The sequence below is a fragment of the Noviherbaspirillum sedimenti genome, from assembly GCF_003590835.1.
GTDB lineage: Bacteria > Pseudomonadota > Gammaproteobacteria > Burkholderiales > Burkholderiaceae_D > Paucimonas > Paucimonas sedimenti.
The window spans coordinates 4,233,288-4,251,075 of record NZ_QYUQ01000002.1 but is presented as its reverse complement, the minus strand read 5'-3'; the positions used below and the strand labels follow the sequence as shown (position 1 = coordinate 4,251,075).

The following is a 17,788-nucleotide window of genomic DNA, read 5'->3' as shown; positions in this document are numbered from 1 at the left end:
ATGAATGCGCTCATGCAAATACTTGCCACCGCACTGCTCGCACTGGCTGCCGGCAGCGTGTCGGCAGCGGCAAAGGATATTGCGCCGTCGGCCGAAGTCAAGGCAGGCGAAGCCATTTACGCACGCTGTCTGGCTTGCCATGCGCTGGCCTACGACCGCACAGGCCCCCGGCATTGTGGCCTGTTCGGTCGTCGCGCCGGTAGCGTGAAAGGCTTCGCCTATTCGGCGGCCATGCAACGCGCGGACATCATCTGGAACGCCAGGACGCTCGACCGTTTCCTGGCCAACCCGACGCAGGCGGTACCTGGCACCAGCATGGGTTATGCCGGCGTCACCGACGGCAAGGAGCGCGCCGCCCTGATCGCCTATCTCAAGCAGGCCAACGGATCGGCTGAATGCAATAAACAGCAATAGCAATTAAGGCGCCGGCAATCCGGGCGGCATCCGGAAATCCGCCCTAAGCGGTTTTTTTACAAGGGTCACGTCAACAGGACGGACATGAGCCTGAGGAGCACCGAAAAATGCCTACGCTCACGGCTCAGCCGACAGCACTGATACTCGCCGGCGGCGGCAGTTTCGGCGCAATCCAGGTGGGCATGCTGCGCGCGCTGATTGCCTACGGCCTGATGCCTGATCTGGTGATCGGTTCATCTGTGGGCGCGATCAACGGCGCCTATTTTGCCTGCGCGCCGAATGCCAGCGGCGTCGCCCGGCTCGAGGCTATCTGGGGAGGCCTGCGCCGCAGCGAGGTATTCCCGTTCGCCTGGCGCAGCATGCTGGGCCAGCACAATTTTGCGGTCGACCCGGCCGGACTGCGCAACCTGCTCCAGCAATGCCTGCCATATTCGACATTCGAGCAAACCAGCATTCCCTTGCATGTGGTGGCGACCGACCTGCTGCAAGGCGTAACTGTGCAGCTGTCGACTGGCCCGCTGGTCGATGCGGTGCTGGCGAGTTGCGCCATTCCGGCGGTATTTCCACCGGTACGCATCGGTGAGCGGTATTTGGTCGATGGCGCGATCGCCAGCAACACGCCGATCAGCGTCGCCATCGAACTCGGTGCCAGGCGCATCATTGTTCTGCCGACCGGCTTCGCTTGCGCGCTAGAATCGCCGCCACGCAACGCCATCGCCAGCGCCCTCCATGCGGTCACGCTGCTGATTGCGCATCAACTGGTCATGGAAATCGCGTTGCATCGCGGCCAGGCAGAAATCATCACAGTACCCCCGCTGTGTCCGCTGACCGCGTCGCCGTACGATTTTTCGCATGCCGGCGAGTTGATCGAGCGCGCAGCCGATCAGACCAGTCGCTGGCTTGAACATGGGGGCATCACTCGTCAGCGGGTGCCCCCGGCGCTGGTGGCGCACAGGCATTGAACCCCGGGATGCCGGCATTACGGCAAAAGCACCTGGATAATCGGGTTGGCGAAGCGCGGGTTGGCGAAGCGCGGTTCGTGACTACGCTGATCTGTAATATGGAATTGGCGTTCGCGAGCGGGCCGGCGGTCGCTAGGAGTCTGCGCGGCAGAACGCTGATGTCATCCGAATAGATTCGTAAACGTTGATTCGTGATGACATCGAGCTATCTTCCCTACGATCCGCAGCAGCAAATGCTGCTTCCCCCTGCATTGCAAGAGTGGCTACCAGATGGCCATCTTGCGTACTACATCAGCGATACGATCGATGCGCTTGATCTGAGCACCTTCCATGCGCGATATGCAGGTGGCGGGCCGCGCAATCAGCCCTTTCATCCGGCGATGATGGTCAAAGTGCTGGTTTATGGCTATGCGACCGGGGTGTTCTCGTCGCGCAAGCTGGCAAAGAAGCTGCATGAAGACGTTGCCTTCCGGGTACTTGCTGCTGGCAATTATCCCGCGCACCGCACGATCTGCGACTTCCGTGCTTTCCATCTGAAAGAGTTGTCCGACTTGTTCGTGCAAGTGGTGAAGTTGGCGCGCGAGTGCGGCCTGGTCAAGTTGGGAACCATCGCTGTGGATGGGACCAAGATTAAGGCCAACGCATCGCGCCACAAGGCCATGAGTTATGAGCGCATGAAGAAATCGGAGCTGGAATTGAAGGCGCAGATCGACGCGCTACTGGCCAAGGCCAAGGCAGCCGACCTGGCCGAGAAGAACGAGCCGGCACTGGACATTCCAGCTGAGATAAGCCGACGCGAGGACCGGCTTGCAGCCATTGGCGCGGCGCGCGCACGGCTGGAGGAACGCCAGCGTCAGGCAGATACCGAGCGTGGCCGCAGCGCTGACGACGACAATACGCCGCCAGACGGCGATGGTAAGGCGCTCAAGAAGTCGAAATACAAGTACAAGTTCGGTGAGCCCAAGCCCAAGGCCCAGGACAACTTTACCGACCCGGAAAGCCGGATCATGAAGCGCGCCGGTGGCGGCTTCGATTACAGCTACAACGCGCAAGCCGCAGTCGATGATACGGCGCACATCATCGTCGCTGCCGAACTGACCAATAGCGGCGCCGATAGCCGTCAATTGCCCGCGGTGCTGGCGGCGGTCAAGGCGAATACGGGCGACGATCCGCACCAGGTCGTCGCCGATGCAGGCTATCGATCCGAGGCCGTGTTTGAAACGCTGCGTGATCATCCCGCCGAGATCATCGTTGCCCTTGGGCGCGAAGGTAGACAAGCGCTTGGGATTGATCCGAACAAACGCCCACTCTCGGCGGCCATGGCAGAACGATTCAAATCCACCGCCACCCAAGATGCCTACCGGCGGCGCAAGTGGTTATCCGAACCGCCAAATGGTTGGATCAAGCACGTACTGGGCTTCCGACAATTTAGCATGCGCGGCATCGCCAAGGCCCAGGCAGAGTGGAAACTCGTCTGCGCTGCGCTTAACCTGCGAAGAATGGCAAATATGATGTGTGCGTAGTTTAAAAATGGGGAAAACGCACATTCCGGTGTCGCGCCGCAGCTCAAAAACGCCTATCAGTCAGCAATTTCAGAATTCAATGCCGGGCCAATATCAGCCCGGCTGGCGTTGCGCCCGTTTCGCTCGCTCAAATTCTGTTTGCCGCGCAGACTCCTAGCCGACAGTGTGGATTTGCCCGAGGGCCTGCACGATGGCCCCGGCATCAGCGGGACGCACCAGGCGCGCGACTTCAGCGCCATCTTTGATAAACACCAGGGTCGGCCAAAGCCTGACGCCAAAGGAACGTCCCAACCGGCGGCCCTTGCCATCTTCAATCTTGATGTGGCGCACCCCCGGATGTTGCGCCATGGCGGCAGCCAGTGGCCCCTGGGCGGTGCGACAAAAGCCGCACCAGGGCGCGCCGAACTCGACCAGAGTCGCCCCCATGAGGGCATCGATTTCCTCGCGTGGCGGTTCATTGGCCGCATAGGTATCGTTCATTGCCATGATAATCATCTTTCTGTTGAATGATGCCAAAAGCTTACCAGTTTTGCGGCTTGCGGGTCATCCGGGCCACGCCCTGGGAGACGGCAACGCTCAGGCCTATGGTATTCTCCGGCACTTTCGGCTTGTACCGAATCCTGTGTCATCCGGGTAAGCAATCGGGCCCGCCCGGCCTTTGCTGCAAGCTCCAGGATTCATCTGCCTTTTTCTTCTTTCCAAAATCAGCTTCCATGCCTCACCCTCAAACTTCCCTTATCCGAAAAATTCTCGACTTCAGCCTGGTAGGGCAAATCGTCATCGGCTTGATCGCCGGGATATTGCTGGCGCTTCTCTTTCCGGGCGCTGCCGTCGTCGCTGATTTCTTCGGCAAGATATTTGTGCAAGCCCTCAAGTCCGCCGCCCCGATCGTTGTGTTCGTGCTGGTGCTGGCTTCCATCGCCAGCCACAAGCCGGGCCACCAGACGCATATCCGCCCGGTCCTGCTGCTGTACCTGATCGGCACGCTCGCCGCAGCGCTGGTAGCGGTGGTCGCCAGCTTCCTGTTTCCCTCGACGCTGACTCTGGCGACGGCGGGCAAGGATGTGGCTGCGCCTGGCAATATCGTCGATGTGCTGCAATCGCTGGCCTTGAGCGTCGTCGACAATCCAGTCAATGCGCTGGCCAATGCCAATTACATCGGCATCCTGGCCTGGGCGATCGGTCTTGGCTTCGCCATGCGCCACGTCAGCGGCACTACCAAGACCATGCTCGACGAATTCGCCGCCGCCGTCTCCGGCATCGTCGGCTTCGTGATCCGCTTTGCGCCACTGGGCGTGTTCGGCCTGGTCGGCTCGACCCTGGCAGCATCCGGCTTCGATGCGCTGCTGGGTTATCTGCACCTGCTGGCGGTGCTGGTCGGCTGCATGCTGCTGGTGGCACTGGTGGTCAACCCGCTGATCGTCTTCTGGAAAATCCGCCGCAATCCCTATCCGCTGGTGTTTACCTGCCTGCGCGAAAGCGCCATCACCGCCTTCTTTACGCGCAGTTCGGCCGCCAACATCCCCGTCAACATGCGTCTCGCCGAGCGCCTCGGCCTGCACGAGGACACCTATTCGATCGCGATTCCCCTCGGCGCCACCATCAATATGGCAGGCGCAGCCATCACCATCACCGTGCTGACCATGGCAGCGGTCAATACGCTGGGTATCACCGTCGATATTCCGACGGCGCTGTTGCTCAGCGTGGTGGCTTCGATCGCCGCGGCCGGCGTGTCCGGCGTGGCCGGCGGCTCGCTGCTGCTGATCCCGCTGGCCTGCAGCCTGTTCGGCATTCCCGCCGACGTGTCGATGCAGGTGGTGGCGGTCGGCTTTATCATCGGTGTGGTGCAGGATTCCGTGGAAACTGCGCTGAATTCTTCCACCGACGTGTTGTTTACGGCGACGGCCTGCATCGCGCTGGGCGACGTCGAGCCGTCGGCCGAGATCAAGGTCTGACACCGGCAGCGGCTTGCCAGGCCGCTGCGCTATCCAATCGGCTTGGCATGCCGGAGAAAGCCCCATGACGTACCTGTACATTTTGCTCGCCCTTGCTGCCGGCGTTCTCCTGCCGATTCAGGTGGGCGTCAACAACTCGCTGCGGGCCGGCGTCGGCACGCCACTGATTGCAGCGCTCATTTCTTTTGTGGTGGGGTCGGCCTGCCTGCTCGCCTATACGCTTGTGGTGCGCGCACCGTGGCCGTCTGCAGCGACACTGGCGGGCTTGCCATCCTGGAGCTGGATGGGGGGCGCACTGGGCGCCTTTTATGTTGCCGCGTCGATCCTGGCCGCACAAAAACTTGGCGCAGCCAACCTGATCGGCATTACCGTTGCTGCACAGTTACTCACCTCGCTGGTGCTCGATCACTACGGCGCGATTGGCTATGCCCAGCATGACATCAATCTTTGGCGCATTGCCGGCGCCCTGTTGATGATTGCGGGTGCGGTACTGATCCTGAAGAATTGAGGACACATGTGCAATTCATGGCGTCCGCAATAAGCCGCGATAGAAATCAATGAAGGCACGCACCCTGGCGCTGACATGCCGCCCGGGCGGATACACTGCATAAATGCCGCCCGGCGGCAGCTGCCATTCCGGCAACAGGCGCACCAGTTTGCCGCTGGCGATATTTTCCTGCGCAGTGTACTGGTCGAGCACCGAAATGCCGGCACCCTGACGCAACATGGCGGCGAGCGCGCCAGGCGAATCCACACGCAAGCGCGTCTTTACATGGGCGGTATGCACCTTGCCTTGGCGTGCCGTGAATTGCCAGGTCAATGGCGTCGGCAACAAGGTCAGCGCCACCCAGGCATGTCCGCCCAAATCCTGCGGATGCGTCGGCAATCCCGCGCGCTGCACATAGCCTGGTGATGCCACCAGATATTGGCCGAATTCGCCGAGCTTGACCGCGCGCATCGAAGAATCGCGCAACCACCCCAAACGAATACTCAAATCGATGCCTTCGCTTACCAGATCGAGTACACGATCGCTGGTGCGCAAGTCGATCTGCAAGCGCGGATGCAGTCCGGCGAATTGTGCAACCGCGCCCGCCAGCGACTGCACCGCATGATCCACCGAGGTACTCAAACGCAATGTTCCTGACAGTTCGGTGGTGCTGGCGCCGACCCGGTCAACCGCTTCCTCGATCCCTTGCAACAAGGGGTGGCATTCAGCATGCAAGGCGCGTCCGGTATCGGTCAAGGTGACGCGGCGCGTCGTGCGGGCAAACAGTGCCTCGCCCAACAAGGTTTCAAGGCGTGCCACCTGGATGCTCACTTTCGCCTTGGCCATGCCGAGCCGATCGGCGGCTGCCGTAAAGCTGCCTGCATCGACCACTGCATCGAATATCCGCAAGGCATTCAGATCGAGTTGTCCGGGCAAGGCCATGCACACCTCATTGTTTAGAAATTGAAAACAATGAATTATCGTCTTGATTATTTATCGAATCAATCTTTACTGCGATGATGGTGTCCATTACTTAAATACCAGGAGCAAGAACATGAAAATCGCACTGATCGGCGCCACCGGCTTTATTGGCTCAGCAATCCTGAAGGAAGCACTGGCGCGCGGGCACGAAGTTACCGCGCTGGTAGGCCACCCGGAAAAGCTGGCCGCCGCCGCCCATCTGACCGCTCTTGGCACCGACGTGCTGGATAGCGCAAAGCTGGCTGAGCAACTGACAGGACATGATGCCGCCATCAGCGCCTTCAGCGGCCACGCGCAAAGCAATGTTTATGAATATTACATGCAGGGCATGCACGCCATCATCGACGCCACCAAACGTGCGGGCGTGACGCGCCTTCTCGTCGTCGGCGGCGCCGGCAGCCTGGAAGCGGCACCCGGCCTGCTGGTGATCGACACGCCGGAATTTCCGGCGCAATGGAAGGGCACCGCGCAGGGCGCACTAGATGCGCTGCACCTGCTGAAACAGGACGCCACGCTGAACTGGACCATGCTGAGCCCTTCGGCGATGATCGCGCCCGGCCAGCGCACCGGCAAGTTCCGTCTCGGCACCGACCAGTTGCTGGTCAATGACAAGGGCGAAAGTACGATCTCGGTGGAAGACTTTGCGGTGGCGATGATTGATGAACTGGAAAAGCCGGCGCACGCGCGGCACCGATTCACCGCAGGCTATTGAAGCGCGTCCGGATCAGGCGGGCCGAAGACCATCAAGCTTCGTCGAGGAACCCGCCTGCCCTGAAAGTCAGTACCAGCGTATCGCGATAGCCAGCGCCATCGGTCGGCTGCATCGGCGTCGTTTCGTGGATGACCCGCTCGTCGTCCAGCATCAGCAGGGTCCAAGGCTGACTCAGCGTGAATCGCTGGCCCATCGGCCCCGCGGCGTCGAACACACGACTCTCGCCGCCCTTGATGTCGGCGCGTCCGATGAACAGGATGGCGACGAAATCGACGCCGTCGCGGTGCGCGCCTTCCGGTGTCGGCCGGCCGATGCCGTCGGTGGTGTCGATGCGGAACTGGTGCGCTTCCACATACCAGGGCTGCTCGCCCTTGAGTTCCGAGCAGAGTGCCCCCAGAGACTGCAGCAGCCTGGGCCAGACCGGCAGTGCCACGGTGGCGGGTAGCATCGGCTCGAACATGCGATGCATGCCGCCGTGCAAGGCATTGTAGTCGGTGGGCTGCCAGTGCGCGCGATGCGGCGCCTGCCGCACGTCCCTGCCCTCCACCACGAAGCTGGCATGGCGCCTGCGCCGGTAGCGTCCGCCATCCTTCAAGTAACGGTCGGGCGGCAGATCACGCCAGTCCGGCTGCAGCGTTTCAAGCTCGGCAAACGAGGCATGGACGAAACCCGCCAGCGCTTCCGGACTCAGCACCGCATACCCCTGCTTGTGCAATGCCTCGACAAGCTGATCGGGCGCGGTGAATGGCGGGGCGAGTTCGACGGTGGACATGACGGTCGGTTTGTTCAGTGGTTAAGCGGGCAGGCAGCGGGACCAGGCCGGCGTTCAGGCGGCAGGCGCGGCGCCGAGGATTTCGCGCAGCGCCGCCACCAGCGCCGCACATTCCGCTTCAGTGCCGACGGTGATGCGCAGGTACTGGTCGATGCGCGGCTGTTTGAAATGGCGCACGATCACCGAACGCTCGCGCAAACTCTGCGCCAGCTGCAGCGCGTCCTCGCGCACATGGCGGACGAAAACGAAATTGGCCTGCGACGGCAGCACCTCGAAGCCAAGGTCGCGCAGTTGCGCCACCAGCGTCTCGCGGCTGGCGATGATGGCACCGCGGGTCTGCTGGAAATACTCTTCGTCCTGATAAGCGGCGACTGCGCCGGCCAGCGCCAGGCGATCCAGCGGATAGGAATTGAAGCTGTTCTTGACGCGGTCGAGCGCCTCGATCAGGTCGGGATGGCCGACTGCAAAGCCGACCCGCAAGCCAGCCAGCGAGCGCGACTTCGACAGGGTCTGCACCACCAGCAGGTTGGGATGGCGCTTGACCAGCGGGATCACCGATTCGCCACCGAAATCGATGTAGGCTTCATCCACCACCACTACGGCGTCCGGATGCTCGACCAGGAACTGTTCGACCACGGCAGCCGGCATGCCGATGCCGGTGGGTGCGTTCGGGTTGGGGAAGATGATGCCGCCGCAGGGCTGGCGGTAATCCTCGGGGCGGATTTCCATCGCTGCGGTCAGCGGCACCTTGACGAAATCGATGCCGTACAGGCCGCAATAGACCGGGTAAAAACTGTAGGTAATGTCGGCAAACAGCAGCGGCGCCTCGTGCTGCAGCAGCGCCTGGAAGACGAAGGCCAGCACTTCATCGGAGCCATTGCCGACGAAAATTTCATTACGCGCCACGCCGTGGTAAGCCGCCAGTGCATCTTTCAGGACGTCGGCGTTCGGGTCCGGGTACAGGCGCAGGCTGTCGCCGACGGCCTCATGCACCGCGGCCAGCACTGCCGGCGACGGCCCGTAGGGGTTTTCATTGGTGTTCAGCTTGACAAGGTTTTGCAGCTTCGGCTGCTCGCCCGGCACATAGGGCGTCAATCCCTGTACCACAGGGCTCCAGAATCGGCTCATTCGCATCAATTGGCTAAAGATTATTGTTCATGGTCGTCAGACGGTCAGTCCGACGGCATTCATTATAAGCCTTATGCCGTAAGCCACCACACCCAGGGCCGCGACGCTGGCGGCCCAGATCAGGACCAGCCAGCCCAGCCGCTTCCACCACGGGCCTGGCGCGACTTGCTCATCCATCAATGGTAACCCTCCCCGGGCCGCACCTTGCCGCGGAAAACGTAGTATGCCCAGATGGTGTACATCAGGATGATCGGGATGATCAGCAAGGCACCGACCAGGGCGAAACCCTGGCTTTGCGGCGGCGCCGCCGCCTGCCACAGGGTGATGTCAGGCGGGATGATGTTCGGCCAGATCGAAATCCCCAGGCCGCTGTACCCCAGAAACACCAGCGCCAGCGTGTACAGGAAAGGCCGCACCTGGGCGCGCGCGGCAACCGCGCGCAGCAGTTGCCAGGCGCAGGCCGCCACCAGCAGCGGCACCGGCGCAAACCACAGCATGTTGGGCATGCTGAACCAGCGCGCGGCGATGCGCGCATCCAGCAGCGGCGTCCAGACGCTGATGGCGACCAGCACCGCCAGCAGCAGCCAGACCAGCCAGCGCGTGATCTCATACGCGCGTGCCTGCAGCGCGCCTTCGGTCTTGACGATCAGCCAGGTACTGCCCAGAAGCGCAAACGCCACCAGCAGCCCGCCCCCGGTGAAGAAGGAAAACGGCGAAATCCAGTCGAGCGCGCCGCCGGCGAAGGTGCGGTTGGCCACCGGCAAGCCCTGGATGAAAGCGCCCAGGGTCACGCCCTGGAAGAAAGTGGCGGCGATGGAGCCGCCGATGAATGCCTTGTCCCAGAAATGCCGCTCATGCCCCAGCGCCTTGAAGCGGAATTCGAAGGCCACACCGCGAAAGATCAGGCCGATCAGCATGAAGATCAACGGCAGATACAGCGCGCTCAACACCACCGAATACGCCAAAGGAAATGCCGCCAGCAGGCCGGCGCCGCCCAGCACCAGCCAGGTCTCGTTGCCGTCCCACACCGGCGCCACGGTATTCATGATGACATCGCGCTCGTCCTTGTCGCGGAAAAAGGGATACAGGATGCCGAGTCCGAGATCGAAGCCGTCCATCACCACATACATCATGATACCGAACAGGATGATGACAGCCCAGATGAGGGAAAGATCGATGCCCATGTCCTAGCTCCTCGTCGGGATGTCGACGGCGTCGTCGCGGTCGGCCTTGCTGGCCGCCGACAGCGGCCGCATCGGCTGGCGCTCCTGGCCCGGCCCGCCGACACTGGCCTGTTGCCCTTCGCCGGCCAGCGGCCCCTTGCGCACCATGCGCAGCAGATAGGCGATGCCGGTGCCGAACACGGCGACGTACACCAGCACGAACAGCGCCAGCGAAATGCCGAGCTGGCCCGCGCCCACCGGCGAGACGGCGTCAGCGGTGCGCTGCAAGCCATACACCACCCAGGGCTGGCGGCCGATCTCGGTGGTGAACCAGCCGGCCAGGATCGCCACCAGGCCGGCTGGCCCCATCCACAATGCGAAGCGCAAGAAGGGCCGGCATTTCCACAGCGTGCCGCGCCAGCGCAGCCAGGCGCCCCACAAGCCCAGCGCGATCATCAAAAATCCGAGGCCGACCATGACGCGAAAAGTCCAGAACACCACCGTCGAATTGGGCCGGTCTTCGGGCGCGAATTCCTTCATGCCAGGAATCTGGCCATCCCAGCTGTGCGTCAGGATCAAGCTGCCCAGGCGTGGCACTTCCAGCTTGAAGCGGGTTTCCTCGCGCGCCATGTCGGGCCAGCCGAACAGGATCAAGGGCATGCCTGCATCGCCGTGGTTTTCCCAATGGCCTTCGATGGCGGCCAGCTTGACCGGCTGGTGCTGCAGGGTATTCAAGCCGTGGAAGTCGCCGACCACCGCCTGCACCGGCGCCACGATCGCCAGCAGCCACACACTCATCGACATCATCTTGCGGATCGCCGGGCTGTCCATGCCGCGCAACAGATGCCAGGCCGCCGAGGCGCCGACGAAGAGCGCAGTCGCCAGGAAGGCCGCAATGCTCATGTGCACGAGCCGGTACGGAAAGGATGGATTGAAAATCACCGCCAGCCAGTCGGTCGGCACCACCCGCCCGTCGATGATTTCGAAACCCTGCGGGGTTTGCATCCAGCTGTTGGAAGCCAGGATCCAGGTCGCCGAAATCAGGGTGCCGAGCGCGACCATCGCGGTCGACAGAAAATGCAGGCCGGGGCCGACGCGGTTCCAGCCGAACAGCATCACGCCAAGGAAGCCCGCTTCCAGGAAAAAAGCCGTCAACACTTCATACGCCAGCAACGGGCCGGTAATGCCGCCGGCGAAATCGGAAAAGAAACTCCAGTTGGTGCCGAACTGATAAGCCATGACGATGCCCGACACCACGCCCATGCCGAAGTTGACTGCAAAGATTTTTGACCAGAAGTGGTAGAGGTCACGATAGACCGTCTGTTTGCTGCGCAGCCAGCAGGCTTCCAGCACCGTCAGATAGCTGGCCAGGCCGATGGTAATTGCCGGGAAAATGATATGAAAGGAAATCGTGAAGCCGAATTGAATTCGGGCAAGCTCAAGTGCAGTGAATCCAAACATGGCTGATCCTCGGCAATTGCTGCAGAGATTTGCGCCGCCAATGCTTGCACGCCGCGCCGGCAAGAACTGAATCAGATTAGCATCAAACGACCGGAACGGCTTGAGATCTAATTAAGCCGTCACATCTACCCTACCAAAAAAACCAGGGTGCCAGAGGGCGCTAATGTCGCGGCAGATCGGTTGGAGAAGGAACAGGCCGGGATGGCATGAAGTGGTGCTGCTGCGTTTTTTGAGCGTACATCTGCTTGTCAGCCATTAAAAGATGATCGGCCAAAGACAAGGCGGATGCCGGATCACACTGGACAATTCCGGTGCTGACTGCGACCTGGTAGGGACGCGATGCATGCTGGTTGAACGCGTCAATATTTTCCTGAATCCTGGCCAATATGGCTTCCGGCTGGCTGGCATCCAGGGTAAAGGCGACAAATTCATCGCCGCCAAACCTGGCAACCACGTCACTGGCGCGGAACGCCGCCTGGAATATCCGGGCACTGTCACGAATAAGCTGGTCCCCCACAGCATGTCCCAGCGTATCATTGACCGCCTTTAAACCATCCACATCGGCAAATATCACTGCGCTGATTAACCTGCGTCGCTGGGCGACCTTGAAACTTTGTTCCGCCTGCAGGAAAAATCCGCGCCGATTCTTTAATCCCGTCATCACATCCGTGGTCGAGATACGATACATCTCCGCTTCCACCCGATCGCGCCGCTGCATTTCCTGGACATGCTCTTCGGTAATTTCGGCAATTTCATCAGTTTGCGCCGACACCTGCCGCTCAAGTCCGCCCCGCGAGTCAAGACTTCCAGCCGACGCACAGATCAATTCCGTCAACTGCTGCATAAGCGCCACCCGCCTGGCAAGAAATGGTTCTCGCTTTTTCTTGTGCCAGAAGACCAGCAATACGCCAAGGGGGTTTACTTGAGGAAATGTAACAGCCAGCATGCTGGCAATGCCGCCAGCAGACAAGTTGCCTGCCTGTGCGGCCACACCGCCAGGTTCGGCAGCGGCAAGCAAAAACATGCTTGCTTTGTCCATTGCTTGTCGCGCGTATTGATATAAAAATGATTCCTTGCGAGCAGGATGCGCGGCGCCGTTGCGGTCAAATTCGACGCCATGATCATGACCGCCCATCGACATCAGGAGGAAGGCGCCATCGCTTGCCAGCAGATCGCGGATGGCCGGACCAATATACGCCAGGGCTGAGCCGAAGTCGGCGGTTTGCAGGAGATCGCGGGAAAGCGCAAGCAAGCGGTGCAGTTCAATGGCGCTGGTGCTTGTGCGCTGGGGCGTCATGATCCATTCCTCGACACCAGGCCGACATTCTCGCCTAATGGGTATGCGGGGGACTCAAAAAAGTATTAGTCCCCAGCCTGAGCGGCGAACCAGGCACTTTCGCAAATACCAGGCGGCGCGCCACACCATTGATCGTCGCCTCAAATGCGTGGAACACCTCCATCATGCTGGCGTGCGGAGTGTCAATGGCTTTCAACCTCGACAATTCAAGAAGGGCTTCTTCCGTTATCAGGCATTCGCGGTCGAGTGCATCGACTCTTACCGTGAATGCGATGCCTTCACGGGTTATGAGTGGCTGTGGGGTGGGATAATGAAGCATGATTTTTCCTTTTTAAAATGACTGGCCGCCCCTAATCTGTATATCGACTGGGAAACGATTTCAAGCTTGCATGGCATGCCTGACGTTTGGTGACAGGCGCGGAATCGAATCAACGGATAGCAAGGGAATTTTTGCAAAGACGATTCAATGCAAAAAATATCTGCCGCAGAAGACTTAAGAAATTAAGAAATGAGCTACGCGATGGTAGCACTGAGTGCGCCTGCATCTACTGTCAATTGGACAACACGGCGCTGACTAAGTTTTGTTTCAGGAAAAATATTCGTACATATCGCGTTATCCGATTCCTAGTCACTGCCGCTATTGATCGATTCCCGCATGATCGTGGCAATTTCCTTACGAGCACGGTTCTGGCGGAGATTGGCCTTGTAAATCGCCGCGCCAATGCGCAGCAGGGCAGCAAAACTTTCATCCGAGAGGCTTGTCCTGGAATCGGCAACCAGTTGAGCCAGCTGTAAAATAATATCGTTACGCCTGATATACGTTTTATCCAGCTTGTCCGCCTCTTCCACAAAACGTTTTAAGACATCGTCTCTGGTCATCATGGTATTCCATGTAAATACGGCTGCGAATTGACAGGCCAATAGGCTATCAATCATCAATGAATTGGGAATGGCACCCGATAGGATTCAAACAGGAGTGACTCTGGAATAGAGTAAGACAGAAAAGAGGCCAACAATTGCGGTGAATTGACGAAGTGCTGAGGTCAATATACAGATGAACGCCGGATCGCCCTAAGCTTATTTCGATTTATTGGAAAATAAAAATGCTTAAAGGAAAAATATATTGGAGCGTGAGATGAATGACCCTTACGAATTGCAACGCTTTGTTCTTGCCCAGGAGCGGGTTTATGAAAACGTGCTCTCGGAACTGCGTGCCGGCTGCAAGCAAAGTCACTGGATGTGGTTCATCTTTCCGCAGATAAAAGGGCTGGGCCATAGCGACCTGGCGCGGAAATTTTCCATTGCGTCTCTTGATGAAGCCAGGGCGTATCTGCGGCATCCTGTTCTTGGAACGAGATTGCGGGAATACAGCCGCCTCGTTGCCGAAACAAGCGGAAAATCAGCCGAAGAAATATTCGGTTACCCGGATTACATGAAATTCCATTCTTCGATGACCCTGTTTGCGCACGCCACTGAAGACAATCGGGTATTCCATGATTGCCTGCGCAAATATTTTGGGGGAAAGGAAGACCCCCTTACCTTGGCGCAGATGGGAGGCGAGCAATGAACGAACAGCGCACTGAAAAAGAAAAGATGCTCCTGGGCGAACTTTATTTTGCCAACGATAGCCAGCTGGTGCTTGAGCGAAAGAAAGCCAAAGCGCTATGCAAACAATACAACCAGCATGTTGAGGAACGCGATATGGCGACCTTGCAGGCACTCTTTGGCTACGCCACGAATGCCTACCTGGAACCGCCGTTCTTCTGCGATTACGGCTATAACATTCGGCTCGGCAAGAATGTCTACGCAAATCACAATCTGCTTATTCTCGACGGTGCGCCGGTCACGATCGGCGACGATGTTTATTTCGGCCCCAATGTCGTCATTTCAACGGCGGGCCACCCTGTCGATCCTGTCACCCGGACTTCCGGCCTGGAGTTTGTCAAGCCGATTGCCATTGGAAACAAGGTCTGGATTGGCGCGAATGTGGTGATTGTGCCGGGCGTGGAAATCCAGGAAAACGTGACCATTGGTGCCGGCAGCGTGGTGACCCGATCCATTCCGGCTAATTGCGTCGCTGCAGGAAATCCGTGCCGGGTCCTTAGGCAACTGGCGTAGCGCTCAGCACATCGATATGGTACAGCGCCCATGGACACAAGGTGAAGCGCTGGTTGAGCGGCTTTGCCGCCATGCCGGGAAAGCGGTCGGCATCGTAGACTGCCCACAACGGGCCGAGGCCGCCAAGCGGCATGGGCCGGCCGTCGAGATGAGTGGCGACGATGAAGCGGTATTTGCGCGCATCGGCCAAAGAAATGACGACAGCATAGCCGTCCACCGCGCGCAGCAGCAGCCTGGCCGAAGCCATGTCGGGCGCACCGGCTGCCGTGACGACATCCGACAATAGCGGCCCGCTGAGCGTATGCGGCCTGGCGTCGTATTCCAGCGTCGGCTTGATCGACACGGCCGGCAGCGCCGCGATGGCAGCGAAGTCGAAAGTGTGCGCCTTGTCGAACTTGATACCCTGCTTGTGCATCATCTGGTCCAAAGCCGGATCAAGGGGGCCGCGGTTGGCGCGCACGGCGACGTCCGTCACGGTAAGCAAGGCTGGGCCGGGCGCAGATTTTGCGGCCGTCTGCGCAGGCGCGACCGTTGGCAAGGCGGCCAAGCCAAGGGATGACGCAGAGAGGAATTTGCGGCGGTTCATTTCTTATAGCATGCCTAAGCAGACGATTTATGTCAATTATGCAAGATGGCATATCGATTTTTCACGTTTGCGCCATCTCATGGATATGGGCGTGGAATTCGACAGCAAGACCCGGAGTGCAGCCACCCGCGTCGCTTGCTACACTGGCCTTCACTGAACGTATCCCTGAAGGAACCACAGGATGGATGCCTCCGAGCAAACCGCACTGCGCGCCGCCGCCACGGTCCATGACCCGCGCTGGGCGGCGGTGGTTGCACGCGACGCCGCAGCAGACGGCCAGTTCTACTACGCGGTCAGGACCACCGGCGTGTATTGCCGCCCCTCGTGCGCAGCGCGCCTGGCGCGTCCGGAAAATGTCAGCTTTTATGCAAGCGGCCAGGAAGCCGAAGCAGCAGGATTCCGCCCGTGCAAGCGCTGCAAGCCTGACCAGTTGCCGCTAGCCATGCAACATGCTGCCAGAATCACCGCAGCATGCCGCATGATCGAACAGTCGGAATCGACACCCCGCCTGGCGCAACTGGCGCAGCAAGCCGGCCTCAGCACTTACCACTTTCAGCGCGTCTTCCGGCAAGTAACCGGCCTGACGCCGAGGCAATATGTCCAGGCATATCGCAGTCAACGCATGCGCAGCGCGCTGACGCAGAATGGCAGCATCACGGCAGCCATTTTCGATGCCGGCTACGGCTCCAGCAGCCGTTTCTATGAAAAATCGGATGCCTTGCTGGGCATGACGCCAAGCACCTACCGCGCCGGCGGCGCCCAAACCAGGATTCGCTTCGCCGTCGGCCAATGCGTGCTGGGCGCGATCCTGGTGGCGCAAAGCGCGCGCGGCGTCTGCGCAATCTTGATGGGTGACGATCCGGATGCACTGGTGCGCGACTTGCAGGACCGCTTCCCGCAAGCTGAGCTGATCGGCGGCGACAAAGGTTTCGAAGAAGTGGTGGCCCAGGTGATCGGTTTCGTCGAGGCGCCCGGCCTCGGCCTGGACCTGCCGCTGGACGTGCGCGGCACCGCCTTCCAGCAGCGCGTCTGGCAAGCGCTGCGCGCCATCCCGCCCGGCACCACCGCTACCTATTCCGACATCGCCAAGCGCATCGGCGCGCCCAAAGCGGTGCGTGCAGTGGCCGGGGCCTGCGCGGCCAATGCACTGGCGGTTGCCATTCCCTGCCACCGGGTAGTGCGCAGCGATGGCAGCCTGTCGGGCTACCGCTGGGGCATCGAGCGCAAGCGCAAGCTGCTGGACATGGAAGCGCAGAAATGACGCTGGACTTGTTCGCGGAACTGGAGCAAGGCATGGGCTGGCGCGAGGAACTCGATGCCGGCGCGGTGGTGCTGCGCCGCTTTGCGCTGCCGCGGCAAGCGGAACTGTTCGCCGCGCTTGAGCGCATCACCAGCCAGGCGCCGTTGCGCCACATGGTCACGCCAGGCGGCTTTCGCATGTCGGTGGCGATGAGCAACTGCGGCGCCTGCGGCTGGCTCAGCGACCGCAGCGGCTACCGCTACGATGCGCTGGATCCGCACAGCGGCAAGCCGTGGCCGCCGATGCCGCAAGCCTTCCTGCAACTGGCCCAGGATGCGGCTGCAGCAGCCGGTTTTGCCGGCTTTGCGCCGGATGCCTGCCTCATCAACCGTTACGAACCTGGCACGCGATTGTCCCTGCACCAGGACAAGGACGAGTGCGATCTGTCCGCGCCGATCGTCTCGGTCTCGCTGGGCGTCCCGGCGACCTTCCTGTTCGGCGGCGGGCAGCGCGCCGACAAATGCCGGCGCGTGCCGCTGGCGCACGGCGATGTCGTGGTGTGGGGCGGTCTGGCGCGGCTACGCTACCATGGCGTGTTGCCGATCAAGGCAGCGCAGCATCCGGCCACCGGCAGCCATCGCATCAATCTCACTTTCCGCAAGGCGCGTTAGCCGGAACAGGCGGTGCTTGACCTTCCCACGGTGGGAAACGTTAAAGTGGAGATGCAATCAAACACAAAGGAGTCTTACCATGTATGAACTGCAAGTAGAAGGCATGAGCTGCGGCCACTGCGTCGGCGCGGTCACGCGCTCGGTGAAGGAAGTGGATGCGGCAGCCACGGTGAACATCGACCTGGCCACGCAAAAGGTACAGGTCACGTCCACTGCGGCGCTGGCGGATATCGCCGCGGCGGTGGAAGAAGCGGGCTATCCGGTCAAAAGCAGCGCGGCCGCTTGAGGCGTCGCGGCAGCCGCGCTGCGCGCTTAAGT

Annotated in this window: 22 protein-coding genes; 11 read left to right on the top strand and 11 right to left on the bottom strand. The window is 60.5% G+C overall.

Annotation, left to right across the window (positions count from 1 at the left end):
- The 3 genes from D3878_RS19710 to D3878_RS19700 all read left to right on the top strand — a co-directional run bounded on the left by D3878_RS19710 (position 1) and on the right by D3878_RS19700 (position 2,899).
- Positions 1-414 carry a c-type cytochrome gene (locus tag D3878_RS19710; RefSeq protein ID WP_119787035.1) on the top strand — a complete coding sequence of 138 codons (414 nt, stop codon included), beginning with the start codon at positions 1-3 and terminating at the stop codon, positions 412-414.
- A 107-nt stretch (positions 415-521) separates the two neighbouring features.
- Positions 522-1,376 carry a patatin-like phospholipase family protein gene (locus tag D3878_RS19705; protein ID WP_119787034.1) on the top strand — a complete coding sequence of 285 codons (855 nt, stop codon included), beginning with the start codon at positions 522-524 and terminating at the stop codon, positions 1,374-1,376.
- A gap of 194 nt (positions 1,377-1,570) precedes the next feature.
- On the top strand, positions 1,571-2,899 hold the full coding sequence (locus D3878_RS19700) for an IS1182 family transposase (RefSeq protein WP_119783739.1): 1,329 nt from the start codon (positions 1,571-1,573) through the stop codon (positions 2,897-2,899).
- A 153-nt stretch (positions 2,900-3,052) separates the two neighbouring features.
- On the opposite strand, the gene D3878_RS19695 is transcribed toward D3878_RS19700, so the two are convergent.
- Positions 3,053-3,385: a thioredoxin family protein gene (locus D3878_RS19695; protein WP_119788021.1), complete on the bottom strand. Its 333-nt coding sequence runs from the start codon at positions 3,383-3,385 to the stop codon at positions 3,053-3,055.
- 227 nt (positions 3,386-3,612) lie between these two features.
- Between D3878_RS19695 and sstT the strand changes: the two genes are divergently transcribed.
- Both sstT and D3878_RS19685 read left to right on the top strand, forming a co-directional pair.
- Positions 3,613-4,854 (top strand): serine/threonine transporter SstT, encoded by a 1,242-nt coding sequence (gene sstT, locus D3878_RS19690; protein ID WP_119788020.1) that lies wholly within the window; start codon positions 3,613-3,615, stop codon positions 4,852-4,854.
- A 64-nt stretch (positions 4,855-4,918) separates the two neighbouring features.
- Complete coding sequence (locus tag D3878_RS19685; RefSeq protein ID WP_119787033.1) at positions 4,919-5,362, top strand: DMT family transporter; 444 nt, start codon at positions 4,919-4,921, stop codon at positions 5,360-5,362.
- A 15-nt stretch (positions 5,363-5,377) separates the two neighbouring features.
- Here the strand turns inward: D3878_RS19685 and D3878_RS19680 are convergent, their stop codons facing one another.
- Positions 5,378-6,283 (bottom strand): LysR family transcriptional regulator, encoded by a 906-nt coding sequence (locus D3878_RS19680; RefSeq protein WP_233556399.1) that lies wholly within the window; start codon positions 6,281-6,283, stop codon positions 5,378-5,380.
- A 112-nt stretch (positions 6,284-6,395) separates the two neighbouring features.
- On the opposite strand from D3878_RS19680, the gene D3878_RS19675 reads away from it, so the two are divergent.
- Entirely contained in the window at positions 6,396-7,034 is a 639-nt protein-coding gene (locus D3878_RS19675; protein ID WP_119787032.1) for an NAD(P)-dependent oxidoreductase, read from the top strand.
- Between the two features lie 31 nt (positions 7,035-7,065).
- Here the strand turns inward: D3878_RS19675 and D3878_RS19670 are convergent, their stop codons facing one another.
- The 8 genes from D3878_RS19670 to D3878_RS19635 all read right to left on the bottom strand — a co-directional run bounded on the left by D3878_RS19670 (position 7,066) and on the right by D3878_RS19635 (position 13,737).
- Complete coding sequence (locus D3878_RS19670) at positions 7,066-7,806, bottom strand: 2OG-Fe dioxygenase family protein (RefSeq protein ID WP_119787031.1); 741 nt, start codon at positions 7,804-7,806, stop codon at positions 7,066-7,068.
- A gap of 54 nt (positions 7,807-7,860) precedes the next feature.
- Positions 7,861-8,934, bottom strand: coding sequence for a histidinol-phosphate transaminase (gene hisC / locus D3878_RS19665; RefSeq protein WP_119787030.1), 1,074 nt, complete (start codon positions 8,932-8,934; stop codon positions 7,861-7,863).
- A 36-nt stretch (positions 8,935-8,970) separates the two neighbouring features.
- A complete protein-coding gene (locus tag D3878_RS19660) occupies positions 8,971-9,111 on the bottom strand; it encodes a DUF2474 domain-containing protein (protein WP_119787029.1) in 141 nt (46 codons plus the stop codon).
- On the bottom strand, positions 9,111-10,118 hold the full coding sequence (gene cydB / locus D3878_RS19655) for a cytochrome d ubiquinol oxidase subunit II (RefSeq protein WP_119787028.1): 1,008 nt from the start codon (positions 10,116-10,118) through the stop codon (positions 9,111-9,113). Before cydB ends, D3878_RS19660 begins: the two co-directional genes overlap by 1 nt.
- Before the next feature lie 3 nt (positions 10,119-10,121).
- The gene (locus D3878_RS19650; RefSeq protein WP_119787027.1) at positions 10,122-11,558 is read right to left on the bottom strand and encodes a cytochrome ubiquinol oxidase subunit I; all 1,437 of its coding nucleotides are present in this window, start codon (positions 11,556-11,558) and stop codon (positions 10,122-10,124) included.
- A 160-nt stretch (positions 11,559-11,718) separates the two neighbouring features.
- Complete coding sequence (locus tag D3878_RS19645) at positions 11,719-12,855, bottom strand: GGDEF domain-containing protein (RefSeq protein ID WP_119787026.1); 1,137 nt, start codon at positions 12,853-12,855, stop codon at positions 11,719-11,721.
- A 34-nt stretch (positions 12,856-12,889) separates the two neighbouring features.
- Complete coding sequence (locus D3878_RS19640) at positions 12,890-13,174, bottom strand: DUF1488 family protein (RefSeq protein WP_119787025.1); 285 nt, start codon at positions 13,172-13,174, stop codon at positions 12,890-12,892.
- Positions 13,175-13,479: 305 nt separating this feature from the next.
- Positions 13,480-13,737: a hypothetical protein gene (locus D3878_RS19635; RefSeq protein WP_147384044.1), complete on the bottom strand. Its 258-nt coding sequence runs from the start codon at positions 13,735-13,737 to the stop codon at positions 13,480-13,482.
- A gap of 253 nt (positions 13,738-13,990) precedes the next feature.
- On the opposite strand from D3878_RS19635, the gene D3878_RS19630 reads away from it, so the two are divergent.
- Together D3878_RS19630 and D3878_RS19625 are read left to right on the top strand one after the other, a co-directional pair.
- Positions 13,991-14,422 carry a DUF1810 domain-containing protein gene (locus D3878_RS19630; RefSeq protein WP_119788018.1) on the top strand — a complete coding sequence of 144 codons (432 nt, stop codon included), beginning with the start codon at positions 13,991-13,993 and terminating at the stop codon, positions 14,420-14,422.
- Positions 14,419-14,973, top strand: coding sequence for a sugar O-acetyltransferase (locus D3878_RS19625; RefSeq protein ID WP_119787023.1), 555 nt, complete (start codon positions 14,419-14,421; stop codon positions 14,971-14,973). The genes D3878_RS19630 and D3878_RS19625 overlap by 4 nt, the downstream gene beginning before the upstream one ends.
- Here the strand turns inward: D3878_RS19625 and D3878_RS19620 are convergent.
- Positions 14,957-15,559 carry a putative pterin-binding protein gene (locus D3878_RS19620; RefSeq protein WP_119787022.1) on the bottom strand — a complete coding sequence of 201 codons (603 nt, stop codon included), beginning with the start codon at positions 15,557-15,559 and terminating at the stop codon, positions 14,957-14,959. The genes D3878_RS19625 and D3878_RS19620 overlap by 17 nt on opposite strands.
- 181 nt (positions 15,560-15,740) lie before the next feature.
- On the opposite strand from D3878_RS19620, the gene ada reads away from it, so the two are divergent.
- The 3 genes from ada (at position 15,741) to D3878_RS19605 (ending at position 17,756) form a co-directional block, all read left to right on the top strand.
- The gene (gene ada / locus D3878_RS19615; RefSeq protein WP_119787021.1) at positions 15,741-16,820 is read left to right on the top strand and encodes a bifunctional DNA-binding transcriptional regulator/O6-methylguanine-DNA methyltransferase Ada; all 1,080 of its coding nucleotides are present in this window, start codon (positions 15,741-15,743) and stop codon (positions 16,818-16,820) included.
- Positions 16,817-17,470, top strand: coding sequence for a DNA oxidative demethylase AlkB (gene alkB / locus D3878_RS19610; RefSeq protein ID WP_119787020.1), 654 nt, complete (start codon positions 16,817-16,819; stop codon positions 17,468-17,470). Before ada ends, alkB begins: the two co-directional genes overlap by 4 nt.
- A gap of 79 nt (positions 17,471-17,549) precedes the next feature.
- Positions 17,550-17,756, top strand: a complete 207-nt coding sequence (locus tag D3878_RS19605) for a heavy-metal-associated domain-containing protein (protein WP_119787019.1) — start codon at positions 17,550-17,552, stop codon at positions 17,754-17,756.
- Positions 17,757-17,788: the final 32 nt, after the last annotated feature.